Origin of the sequence: Burkholderia sp. Se-20373, from assembly GCF_017104705.1 — a bacterium.
Lineage (GTDB): Bacteria > Pseudomonadota > Gammaproteobacteria > Burkholderiales > Burkholderiaceae > Burkholderia.
Map to the genome: position 1 here is coordinate 1 of NZ_JAAGPH010000198.1, position 10,882 is coordinate 10,882.

At 66.2% G+C, this 10,882-nt stretch carries 11 protein-coding genes and 1 pseudogene; 7 read left to right on the forward strand and 5 right to left on the reverse strand.

All coding sequences use genetic code 11. The annotated features are described in order from the left end of the window. A partial coding sequence (locus tag G3N96_RS35135; RefSeq protein ID WP_206140042.1) for a nitronate monooxygenase occupies nucleotides 1–572 on the forward strand: 572 nt, incomplete at its 5' end. 416 nt (nucleotides 573–988) lie between these two features. Continuing rightward, entirely contained in the window at nucleotides 989–2,131 is a 1,143-nt protein-coding gene (locus tag G3N96_RS35140; protein ID WP_046547437.1) for a branched-chain amino acid ABC transporter substrate-binding protein, read from the forward strand. A gap of 88 nt (nucleotides 2,132–2,219) precedes the next feature. Here the strand turns inward: G3N96_RS35140 and G3N96_RS35145 are convergent, their stop codons facing one another. Beyond that, nucleotides 2,220–3,437, reverse strand: coding sequence for an MFS transporter (locus G3N96_RS35145; RefSeq protein WP_206140043.1), 1,218 nt, complete (start codon nucleotides 3,435–3,437; stop codon nucleotides 2,220–2,222). 249 nt (nucleotides 3,438–3,686) lie between these two features. Between G3N96_RS35145 and G3N96_RS35150 the strand changes: the two genes are divergently transcribed. From G3N96_RS35150 to G3N96_RS35160, 3 genes are all read left to right on the forward strand, one after another. Next, complete coding sequence (locus G3N96_RS35150) at nucleotides 3,687–4,346, forward strand: pyridoxamine 5'-phosphate oxidase family protein (protein WP_206140044.1); 660 nt, start codon at nucleotides 3,687–3,689, stop codon at nucleotides 4,344–4,346. 365 nt (nucleotides 4,347–4,711) lie between these two features. Then, nucleotides 4,712–5,005 (forward strand): H-NS histone family protein, encoded by a 294-nt coding sequence (locus G3N96_RS35155; RefSeq protein ID WP_006491875.1) that lies wholly within the window; start codon nucleotides 4,712–4,714, stop codon nucleotides 5,003–5,005. Nucleotides 5,006–5,246: 241 nt separating this feature from the next. After that, a complete protein-coding gene (locus G3N96_RS35160; RefSeq protein WP_206140045.1) occupies nucleotides 5,247–6,404 on the forward strand; it encodes a cation diffusion facilitator family transporter in 1,158 nt (385 codons plus the stop codon). Nucleotides 6,405–6,452: 48 nt separating this feature from the next. Here the strand turns inward: G3N96_RS35160 and G3N96_RS35165 are convergent, their stop codons facing one another. The 3 genes from G3N96_RS35165 to G3N96_RS35175 all read right to left on the reverse strand — a co-directional run bounded on the left by G3N96_RS35165 (nucleotide 6,453) and on the right by G3N96_RS35175 (nucleotide 8,303). Continuing rightward, nucleotides 6,453–6,923, reverse strand: a complete 471-nt coding sequence (locus tag G3N96_RS35165; RefSeq protein ID WP_011882933.1) for an Lrp/AsnC family transcriptional regulator — start codon at nucleotides 6,921–6,923, stop codon at nucleotides 6,453–6,455. 79 nt (nucleotides 6,924–7,002) lie between these two features. After that, nucleotides 7,003–7,662, reverse strand: a complete 660-nt coding sequence (locus tag G3N96_RS35170; protein ID WP_124584467.1) for an exonuclease — start codon at nucleotides 7,660–7,662, stop codon at nucleotides 7,003–7,005. After that, complete coding sequence (locus G3N96_RS35175) at nucleotides 7,659–8,303, reverse strand: MBL fold metallo-hydrolase (RefSeq protein WP_085041368.1); 645 nt, start codon at nucleotides 8,301–8,303, stop codon at nucleotides 7,659–7,661. The genes G3N96_RS35170 and G3N96_RS35175 overlap by 4 nt, the downstream gene beginning before the upstream one ends. Nucleotides 8,304–8,960: 657 nt before the next feature. On the opposite strand from G3N96_RS35175, the gene G3N96_RS35180 reads away from it, so the two are divergent. After that, on the forward strand, nucleotides 8,961–9,569 hold the full coding sequence (locus G3N96_RS35180) for a septal ring lytic transglycosylase RlpA family protein (protein WP_124584471.1): 609 nt from the start codon (nucleotides 8,961–8,963) through the stop codon (nucleotides 9,567–9,569). A 108-nt stretch (nucleotides 9,570–9,677) separates the two neighbouring features. Here G3N96_RS35180 and rsmI read toward each other — a convergent pair whose 3' ends face one another. After that, on the reverse strand, nucleotides 9,678–10,559 hold the full coding sequence (rsmI, locus tag G3N96_RS35185; protein ID WP_206140046.1) for a 16S rRNA (cytidine(1402)-2'-O)-methyltransferase: 882 nt from the start codon (nucleotides 10,557–10,559) through the stop codon (nucleotides 9,678–9,680). A gap of 46 nt (nucleotides 10,560–10,605) precedes the next feature. Between rsmI and G3N96_RS35190 the strand changes: the two are divergent. Beyond that, a pseudogene (locus G3N96_RS35190) lies at nucleotides 10,606–10,713 on the forward strand (YraN family protein); the annotation flags it as partial. Between the last annotated feature and the right edge of the window lie 169 nt (nucleotides 10,714–10,882).

The window sequence follows — 10,882 nt, forward strand, 5'->3', positions numbered from 1 at the left end:
CCGATCCCGATGCGCTGTCCGCGCAGGGCGCCGAGGCGGGCGGCCATCGCGGCACGTTCATCGGTGCCGCCGACGATGCACTGATCGGCACGCTCGCGCTCGTGCCGCAACTGGTCGATGCGACCGGCCTGCCCGTGCTCGCCGCGGGCGGCATCATGGACGGCCGCGGGATCGCGGCCGCGCTTGCGCTCGGCGCGCAGGGCGCACAACTCGGCACCGCGTTTCTCACCTGCACGGAAAGCGCGATCGCGGCGGACTGGAAGGCGCGCCTGCTCGCGAGCGCCGACACGTCGACGCAGGTCACGCGCGCGATCACCGGCCGCCACGCGCGCGGGCTGCGCAACACGCTGATGGCCCGGCTCGGCGAACGCGTGGCCGACGCCGCGCCGTACCCGGTGCAGAACGCGCTGACCCAGCCGCTGCGCCAGGCCGCCGCGCGCGCGAACGACGGCGACTATCTGTCGCTGTGGGCCGGGCAGGGCGCGCCGCTTGCGCGGCGGCGCGGCGATGCGCTGACGACGTCGCAGCTCGTCGCCGCGCTCGATGCCGAATGGCGTGCGGCGGCGGCCTGAATCGTTCATATCGGACGATGAAACGCGCGTTGTCACGCGCGTTTCATTCAATGATCACGGGCACAAAATACCGAATCGAAATGCCCCCGGAATGTTTTAAAACGACCTTTCGGCAAGTCGCCTGGAATTAGCGGAAACCCTTATCCGGCGGGGCTCGCGGCGATATTCGAGGCGTCATTCCAAAGCGTGCATATCGGTAGTGTTACCACTACCCCAAAAAAGTCCCACAAATTAATTTGATCACCTACACTTGCGCGCAAGTACGGACGGGCGGCTGCTAAAAGCGGCGGTTTTCACGTACTTGAGGCCAAGTGCATGAACGATGCAACCGGCGAATCGTCCAGTGATTGCAAACACAGGGATGGCAGCGGGGCACCGGGCGATGGCGTTTATTGGGACCGAAACTGGAGACTTACATGAATATCAAGATGCAAAAGCTGTTGCCGATCACCGCGGCCGCGATGCTGTGCGCTGCAGCTGCGGGCAACGCAGCGGCCGATCAAGTCGTCAAGATCGGCCACGTCGCGCCCTTGACGGGCGGCATTGCACACCTGGGCAAGGACAACGAAAACGGCGCACGTCTCGCGGTTGAAGAGATCAACGCCAAGGGTCTCACGGTCGGCGGCCAGAAAATCACGCTGCAACTCGACCCGCAGGATGACGCGGCCGACCCGCGGCAGGCCACGCAGGTTGCGCAGAAGCTCGTCGACGACAAGGTCGTCGCGGTGGTCGGCCACCTGAACTCGGGCACGTCGATCCCGGCGTCGAAGATCTACAGCGATGCGGGCATCGTGCAGATCTCGCCGTCGGCGACCAACCCGGCCTACACGCAGCAAGGCTTCAAGACCACGTACCGCGTGGTGGCCACCGATGCGCAGCAGGGCCCGGCACTCGCGAACTACGCGCACTCGAAGGGTATCAAGAGCGTGGCCGTGGTCGACGATTCGACCGCGTACGGCCAGGGTCTCGCGAACGAGTTCGAGAAGAAGGCCAAGGCGCTCGGCCTGAAGGTGATGTCGCACGACGCGACGAACGACAAGGCGGTCGACTTCCGCGCGATTCTGACCAAGATCAAGGGCGAGAATCCGGACGCGATCATGTACGGCGGCATGGACGCCACCGGCGGCCCGTTCGCGAAGCAGGCGAAGCAGCTCGGCCTGCGCGCGAAGATCTTCGCGGGCGACGGCGTGTGCACGGAAAAGCTGGCCGACCTGGCCGGCGACGCGACCGACAACGTGGTGTGCTCGGAAGCCGGTGCTTCGCTCGAGAAGATGTCGGGCGGCGCGGCGTTCAAGGCGAAGTACGAGAAGCGCTTCGGCCAGCCGATCCAGATCTACGCACCGTTCACGTATGACGCCGTGTACATCATCGTCGATGCGATGAAGCGCGCGAACTCGACGGATCCGGCGAAGATTCTCGCCGCGATGCCGGCGACGAACTACTCGGGCGTGATCGGCACGACGACCTTCGACTCGAAGGGCGACCTGCAGCACGGCGTGATCTCGCTGTACAACTACAAGGGCGGCAAGAAGTCGCTGCTCGACGAAGTGAAGATGTAACGATACAGGCGGTCAACAGAAGGGGTGAAAGCGCGCATGCGGCAACGCATGCGCGCTTTCTTTTTGGGCCGGCGCGTGCCGCGCCCCGTCAGATCTTCAGCCGCGCGAGCACCTTCGGCGCGACGGCTGCGACGAGCGCCGCGCACAGCGCGACGACGGACAGCCCGATCGTCAGGTTCGAGGCCTGCGCGACGGCGCCGATCACGACCGGACCGAACAGCATGCCGAAATACGCGAGCCCGGCCACGTGCGCGAGCCCTTCGGCCGCATGGATGCCTTTCACGCGCGCGGCGGCCGCGAACAGCACCGGCATCATGTTCGCGAGGCCGAGGCCCATCAGCGTGAAGCCGGTCAGCACCGTGGCCGAATACGGCAGCAGCAGCGCGCCGATCATCCCCGCGCAGGCGAGCGACGCGCTCGCGAACACGAGCTGCGGCGCGCCGAAGCGGGCGCGCACGGCGTCGCCCGCGAAGCGCGCGACGGCCATCCCGCCCGAGAACGCGGCATAGGCGGCGCTGGCGAGCGCGGGGCTCGCCACGACGACGTCGCGCATGTAGACCGTCGCCCAGTCGTACATCGCGCCTTCGGCGATCAGCGCGACGAGCGCGATGCCGCCGAGCATCCACAACGCCGGCGAGCGCCAGCGGTTGCCGCCGCCGTGCGTGTGTTCGTGATGCGGCACATGCGGGAGCACGGCCGGGCTGGCGACCACGAGCACCGTCGCGCTGGTCGCCGCCGCGAGCGCGAGATGCACGGCCGGCGCCATGCCGGCCGACAGCAGCGCGCCGCCGGCGGCCGCGCCGGCCATCCCGCCGACGCTGAACATGCCGTGCAGCGACGACATGATCGGCCTGCCGATCGCAATTTCGACCGCGCTGGCCTCGGCGTTCATCGCGACGTCGAGCGTCGCCATCGAGAAGCCGAACAGCGCGAGCACGGCGAGCAGCAACGGGTAGTCGGGCACGACGAGGATCAGCGCCGCGCAGGCCGACATCACGAGCCCGCCCGCGAGGCACGCGGTGCGCGAGCCGACACGCGCGATCCAGCGCGCGATGGTCAGCATCGCGGCGATCGAGCCGACGGCGACCGCGAACAGCGCGATCGACAGCAGCCCGGGGCTCAGCGCGAACTTGTCGCGCACGGTCGGCACGTGCACGCCCCACGACGCGAACATCATGCCGGCAACGAAGAACAGCGCCATCGATGCCGCGCGTGCGCGCTGGCGGGCCGGCAGCGACAGCACGCGATGCGCGTCGGGCGGCGCGGCGAACGGGGACGACGATTGGGGGGAGGAGGATTCGGACACGATAATGCTCATCAAAGGAAATGCACGGACGCACGCGGCGCCCGTCGGATCTGTCCGATTCTATCGAACCGCTTACGATCCTGCCGGGCGTTGGCCGTTCGGCCGATGATCCGGCGATGTCCCGGTGACCCGCGTTCGGTCGCATCGACTGCTTCGGCCGTTCGACCGATGCGCGGCGCGCCGCGCCCGCGGGTAACATCGGAGCGCATGGCGTGCCCGGCGCGCCACCCTTCGACCGCAGGAGTCCTCTTGAACATCGATCCCGCCCTCGCCGTGCATCTGCTGCACCGCTGCGCGCTCGGCACGCTCGCCACCCATGCGCGCGATCCGCAAGGTTTCCCGTATCCGACGGTCGTCCCGTTTGCACCCGATGCAAGCCATCGTCCCGTGATCCTCGTGAGCGGCCTCGCGGAGCACACGCGCAATCTGGCCGCCGATCCGCGCGCGGGCTTCCTCGTCGTCGATGCGCCCGACGGCGACGTGCTGAACGCCGAGCGCGCGACGCTGCTCGGCCGGTTCGTGCCGCTCGGCGACGATCCGCACGTCACCGCGCGCTACTGTCGTTATGAGCCGGATGCCGCGCGCTATCTCGCGCTGGGCGATTTCACGTTCTGGGCACTCGACGTCGAGCGGCTGCGCTATATCGGCGGGTTCGGGCGCATGGGCTGGGTCGACGGCACGCATCTCGATACGCTGCCGCCGCTCGCGTTCGACGAGGAGCAGGCATTATGGGACGCGTACGATGCCGACGCGGCGCGCCGCGACGGGCTCGAATTGCTCGGCGTCGATCGCCACGGCGCCGACTGGCGACACGACGGCCGCCGCGTGCGTACGCCGTTTGATACGCCATTGGCCGATGCGGGCGAATGGCGCGAGCGGCTGATGGCGTGCGCGTGGGATGTGACGTGACGTCGCGGATACCGGCGGGTCCGCGCCGAGCCCGTTTAGCGAGGCGCGCCATCCGATTTTCGTAAAACTCTCGTCCGATGAAAGCTTCTATTTTTCAAATGCAGGGTAATTGCGTATGTTGATAGGCCTAATAGCCAATCGCTAATGTCCTAATCTCTGTGTAGGAACGTAAAAATTTGAGAAAAGGCCGCGGCCGGTCAAAATGACACGTGTGAATTCCAATTGATCTCGGGATTTTCATGAATCCCGCTTCTATCAAATCTTTTTTGTGCTAATCTCTGCCTTCAAAAATCCGAGGCACATATATTTCATGAATGGTGAGCTGGCTGCAGACCGGCGCCATTGGTCAGATAGAAAGGGAAACTATGTCTTCTTACAAGGACCTGCTGGCCCAGCGGGAAAAGCTGGAGAAGCAAATCGAAGAAGCAAAGTCGCGTGAATACGCTGAAGTGCTGAATGACGTGAAGCAGAAAATTGCCGACTACGGCTTTTCGCTCGCCGAACTCGGTCTCAGCCGCGCGAAGGCAGGTAAGGTTGGCCGTCCGCGCGCAGGCGTTGCCGCGAAATACCGCGATCCGGAAACGGGCGCGACGTGGTCGGGCCGCGGCAAGCCGCCGCGCTGGATCGCAGGCAAGAACCGCGAACAGTTTGCGATTTAAACATCCGTTTAAATAGCCTGCTCTTCAAAAGAGCCGCGTGTCCGTTAAGGAGCGCGGCTTTTTTGTTTTCGGCGGTCGCCGCGCACATGGCGTTGTCATGAAAATGTAATGATGGGGCGTGAATGAAAATACGACCCGTTCGCATAAGCGGTTGATTTAAATAAGAAATTTGTGGGTATTGGCGGGGCTCGCGGCGCGCCCTTGATAGAATCGCGTATCGCTCACCGATATCTCATATTTCATGTCCACGTTTTCCGGCGACGCGCAGAGCGCAGATAAGCACGCGGTTGCACGCAAGAGCACGTTCGTCAGTATTGTGCTGAATGTCGTGCTTGCGACATTTCAGATCGTCGTCGGTGTGATTGCCCATTCGCAGGCATTGATTGCTGACGGGGTGCATTCGATTTCCGATTTGATCTCGGATTTTGTCGTGCTGGTTGCGAATCGGCATAGCGGCGCATCGCCGGATGCCGACCACAATTACGGCCACAGCCGCTACGAGACCGTCGCCTCGCTGTTTCTCGGCGCTATCCTGATTTTGGTCGGCGTCGGCATGCTGTGGCGGGCCGGCGACCGCCTCGTTAATCTCGAAAACATTCCGGCGGTACATTTTTCCGCGCTGATCGTCGCGCTGACGGTGCTCGTGTCGAAAGAGGCGCTGTTTCGCTACATGCTGCGCGAAGCGCGGCGCGTCCGTTCGGCGATGCTCGTCGCGAACGCATGGCATGCGCGTTCGGATGCCGCGTCGTCGCTCGTCGTCGCGATCGGCATCGTCGGCAGCCTGGCCGGCGTGCGGCTGCTCGACCCGATCGCGGCGGCGATCGTCGGCTTCATGGTGGCGCGCATGGGCTGGACGTTCGGCTATGACGCGTTGCAGGACCTCTCCGACCGCGCGCTCGGCACGACCGATACGGCCGAGATCCGCGCGCTGCTCGCGGCGACGCCGGGCGTGCGCGACGTGCACGACCTGCGCACGCGCAAGATGGGCGACGCCGCGCTCGTCGACGCGCACATCCTCGTCGATCCGAAAATCTCCGTCTCCGAAGGGCACTACATCGCCGAGACCGCGCGTGCGCGCGTGCTGAACGATCCGCGCGTGCTCGATGCGCTGATCCACGTCGATCCCGAGAACGACGCGGCGCGCCGTCCGGCCCTCGCGCTGCCGCCGCGCGGCGAGATCGTGGCACGGCTCGAGGCCGCGCTCGCGCAGCGCGGGCTGCACGCGGCGGCCATCAACCTGCATTACCTGAGTACGGGGCTCGAGATCGACGTGACGCTTGCCTGCGATCCGCGCGAGACAGATGCGGCGCTGGCTGGCCGGCTCGACGCCGACGCGCTGAAGCGCGAGTTCGGCGCGCGCAGGATCGGCTTTACGCGCACGATGCCCGCGCAGGCGTGACCCGCCGCGGGCGCGCGGGATGAACGGCCGCCAGCGCGTGCCGGCGCGTTACAGCGGCAGTTGCGTGTCGAACTTGATCTCGCGCAGCACGACGCTCGTGCGCACCTGCGACACGGCGGGGATCTTGAAGATGCGTTCGTGCAGGAACACGTCGTAGGCCTTGATGTCCGGCGCGACGATCTTGAGGATGTAATCGGCCTCGCCGGTCGTGCTGTAGCACTCGGTGACTTCCGGGCAGGTCGAGATCTCGCGCTCGAACTGCTCGACGCCGCCTTCGTTGTGGCGGGTCAGGTGCACGTGCGCGAGCGCGCAGACGTGCAGGCCGAGCTTCTCGCGATCGAGCAGCGCCGTGTAGCGCTGGATCACGCCCGACTGTTCCATGTCCTTGATGCGGCGCCAGCACGGCGTGCTCGACAGGCCGACCTGGTCCGAGATTTCCTGGACCGAACGGCGCGCGTCGAGCTGCAACAGGCGAAGGATTTTTTGCGAAAAGGAATCGAGCGTCACCTGCGCCTCCATGCGGCAGCTACAACACGCTGAATGTTAGAGGGCCGGGAAAGGAAAGGCAATCTGGCGTCGCGTTGTTGAGCAAGATTCGCTAACTTGCTCGCGGATCCGTGGGATTTTGTCCCGCGCCTGCGTTTTCCGACCGGTCGGTGTCCGACACCGCGAGGCCCGCGAGCGCGGCCTGCTGGCGGCGCAGGTCGGCCAGCATGTTGCAGAACAGCGCGCCTTGCTCGATCGCGTCGTCGAGCGCGACGTGCGTGTGCGGATGGTCGTCGAACCAGTGCTTCGGAAAGCGCGGCTTGATCGCCTTGCGGTACGGCAGGCCCGTCATCGCGAACGCGAGCGTCTTGATGTCGAGCGCCGACCACGAGAACGGGCAGCGGCCCGCGAAGCGCATCATGTACCAGAACATGAACGTGAAATCGAAGCCCGCCGGCATCGCGACGAACACCGGCTTGCCGGGCAGCGCCTCGACCCAGTCGACGTACGCGAGCAGCGCCGCTTCGGGCGCCTGCAGATCCTTCCGGCACGCGGCCCATGCTTCGGGCTCGGTCTTCCACCACGCTTCCTGTACCGGGTGCGCCTGCGCGCCCGGCAGCGTTTCGAGATTGGCCGAGAACGTTGCGATCAGTTGCTTGTCCTCGGTATAGGCGGCCGACGCGAAGCTCAGCATCGAGTGCGGGCCGGGAATCGGGCCGTCGGCCTCGACGTCGGTGCTGACGTAGATTTCCGGGATGGCGGTCTGGTTCATCCGAATACCTTGTCGGACACGAACGGGTTGGTGCGGCGCTCGTCGCCGAACGTCGACACCGGGCCGTGGCCCGGCACGAACGTCACGTCGTCGCCGAGCGGCCACAGCTTCTCCTTGATCGACCGGACGAGATCCTCGTGATTGCCGCGCGGGAAATCGGTACGGCCGATCGAGCCCGCGAACAGCACGTCGCCGACGATCGCGACGCGATGCGCGCGGCTGAAGAACACGACGTGGCCGGGCGTGTGGCCCGGGCAGTGATAGACCTCGAGCGTTTCGTCGCCGAACTGCACGGTGTCGCCATCGTTCAGCCAGCGATCCGGCTCGAAGGTTTCGGCGGCAGGAAAGCCGAAGCGTTCGCTCTGCATCGGCAGCTTCTCGATCCAGAAGCGCTCTTCTTCTTGCGGCCCCTCGATCGGCACGCCGTAATGCGTCGCGAGCGTCTTCGCGCCCGCGCAGTGATCGATGTGCCCGTGCGTGAGCAGCACCTTCTCGACCTGCACGTTCTGCCGCGCGACTTCCTGTTCGATCCGGTCGAGATCGCCGCCCGGATCGACGACGGCGGCGCGGCCCGTTTTTTCGCAGACGAGCAGCGAGCAGTTCTGCTGGAACGGCGTGACCGGAATGAGCGTGACTTTCATGGAGGCACCGGCGGCTAAAAGGAGCGATTGTACCGGTCGCGCGTGCCGCCTGCCGGTCGCGCGGCGCGCGTCGCGGTGCACGCCTCCGGGCATTCCCGGAGCATGTCGATTGTTACCGCCATAGTGAGAATCAATGGTCCCCGACGGGCGCTTTTCGAGACAACCTTTTGGTTTATGTATAATGCGCCCCATTGCACGTGAATTTCACGCAATTCGCTGGTGTTTCGGCCCCGTTGAAAAAGGGGCGTCGGAGGCACCGTCAAGCATCAGCCGCCGGGGAGTCCGGCGGTGTATCCAGCACCGAATATTCGGTGCTCACGTCTTGTCCGGCCGGGTGCTGCGCGCCCGCCTGCGGCCCTGCTGCCGCGCCGCCGGATGGGGCCTGTGCCGCCGTTCCTGTGAGTCGGTCGTTTCGACGCGCGCGAACGTGAAGCCATGTTCGATGGCGGCATGTGGGGTCTGGTCAGGCTGTTGGGGACAGGTTGCGCCAGACGTGAAAGCTAATCAGGACGGTTGCGGCCTAGACGAAAGCCGCGCCCATGCTAGCCGCCTGCTCGTATCCGAGCGGGGCGTGCACGCATTTGCCGTCCGGGCCGCATATCTGCGCCGTGAATCGGCGTGATGAAGGCGCGGCCCGAACCAGAAGGCGACACGTCGATGAATTTACGTTTTCCGAGTCGATTCGGGACCATTGCATTGTTTTTTGCGCTGACGGGCTGCGCGGTGCCACCCAGCCAGACCACCGGTAGCGCGAACCAGAAGAACGCCGTCGACAAGACGGCCGCCGCCGCGAAGGCGGATAGCGACAAGCAGCTGAATTTTGATTCCGCGCTGGCATCGATGCCGGCTGCCGACAGCAAGGACGCGAAGAAGTCGTCGCTGGCGGACGCCGAGCCGATCGACGGCAAGGATGTGTCGGATTTCCGCCAGACGGGCCGCGCATCGTGGTACGGGCGGGATTTCCACGGCCGCCGCACCGCGAACGGCGAGCGCTTCAACATGAACGCGCTCACCGCCGCACACCGCACGCTGCCGCTGTCGTCCTACATCAGGGTGACGAACGCGTCGACCGGCAAGTGGGTCGTCGTGAAGGTCAACGATCGCGGGCCGTTCAAGCGCGGCCGCGTGCTCGACCTGTCGTATGCGGCCGCCAAGATGATCGGCCTCGTGCACGCCGGCACGGGACGCGTGAAGATCGAAGGGCTGTCGCCGCAGGAAGCGCGCGAGGCACGCGACGAAATGTTCGCGTCGGTCTCGGCGAAGTAACGCAGCGGCTCGACCGCTCATGCAAAAGGGCTGCCCGCGGGCAGCCCTTTGTCTTTCCTGCGCGGCGCGATGCCGGCGCCGGCTTCCCGGTGCCGGCCGCCTCGCGCGTCAGCTTTCGTCCTTCAGCACCAGCGCACGCGCATACAGCGCGTTGCGCGACGCGCCCGTCAGCGCGGCCGCGAGCTTGGCCGCGCTCTTCACCGGCACCTCTTCCAGCAGCAGCTTGAGCAGCGCGTCGTGCGCGGTGTCGTCGGCTTCGCCGCTCGTCGCCGGTGCGCCTTCGACCACCAGCACGAACTCGCCGCGCTGCCGGTTCGCATCGCCGGCGAGCCAGGTCTGTCCTTCGGCCAGGGTGCCCTCGAACAACTGCTCGTGTAGCTTGGTGAGCTCGCGCGCGATCAGCAGCCGGCGCGCGGGGCCGAATGCGTCGGCGAGTGCGGCGACGGTTTCGGCGATCCGGTGCGGGGCTTCGTAGAACACCAGCGCATACGGGTGCGATACCAGCGCCTGCAGCGCGGTCGCGCGCTGCTTCGGCTTCGGCGGCAGGAAGCCCGCGAACGTGAACGCGCCGGCCCAGCCGCCGGCCACGCTCAGCGCGGTCACGGCCGCGCTCGCACCCGGCAGCGGGATCACCGCGAAGCCCGCGGCGCGCACCGCGTCGACGAGCCGCGCGCCGGGGTCCGAGATGCCGGGCGTGCCGGCGTCCGATACGTAGGCCACGCGCTCGCCGCCGCGCAGCAGTTCGATCACGCGTTGCGCGGCTTCGCGTTCGTTGTGCTCGTGCACGGCGACGAGCGGTTTCGAGATCCCGTAGCGGGCGAGCAGCTGGCCTGTGTTGCGGGTGTCTTCGGCCGCGATGCGGTCGGCGAGGCCGAGTACGTGCAGCGCGCGCAGCGTGATGTCGGCGGTGTTGCCGATCGGCGTGGCGACCACGTAGAGGGCAGCGTCCGGGTAGTGCTGCGTGTGCGCGAGTTCGAGGAGGGCAGTCATGGCAGGCAATGCGCGCAATCGCGGCGCAAGCGGAACAAGGACGGCATTGTGCCACGCGGCGCCGGCCCGGCCGGGCGCCGGGCGCGGATTGGTGCGCGCCGGCGACAACTTTTCGCATGCGGCGCGATCCAAACCGGGCGGCGCGGCGTTCCAGTTCAACACCAGCCACCTGACCGAACTGTTCGACCGCGTGGTCTTGCCGATCGGCGTGGCGACCACGTAGAGGGCAGCGTCCGGGTAGTGCTGCGTGTGCGCGAGTTCGAGGAGGGCAGTCATGGCAGGCAATGCGCGCAATCGCGGCGCAAGCGGAACAAGGACGGCAT

Bases quoted from the DNA above. Each gene is read 5' to 3' on its own strand.
- G3N96_RS35140 (WP_046547437.1), top strand. From the start codon at position 989: ATGAATATCAAGATGCAAAAGCTGTTGCCGATCACCGCGGCCGCGATG.
- G3N96_RS35170 (WP_124584467.1), bottom strand. From the start codon at position 7,662: ATGAACCAGACCGCCATCCCGGAAATCTACGTCAGCACCGACGTCGAG.
- G3N96_RS35180 (WP_124584471.1), top strand. From the start codon at position 8,961: ATGAATTTACGTTTTCCGAGTCGATTCGGGACCATTGCATTGTTTTTT.
- rsmI (WP_206140046.1), bottom strand. From the start codon at position 10,559: ATGACTGCCCTCCTCGAACTCGCGCACACGCAGCACTACCCGGACGCT.
- G3N96_RS35165 (WP_011882933.1), bottom strand. From the start codon at position 6,923: ATGGAGGCGCAGGTGACGCTCGATTCCTTTTCGCAAAAAATCCTTCGC.
- G3N96_RS35175 (WP_085041368.1), bottom strand. From the start codon at position 8,303: ATGAAAGTCACGCTCATTCCGGTCACGCCGTTCCAGCAGAACTGCTCG.
- G3N96_RS35160 (WP_206140045.1), top strand. From the start codon at position 5,247: ATGTCCACGTTTTCCGGCGACGCGCAGAGCGCAGATAAGCACGCGGTT.
- G3N96_RS35155 (WP_006491875.1), top strand. From the start codon at position 4,712: ATGTCTTCTTACAAGGACCTGCTGGCCCAGCGGGAAAAGCTGGAGAAG.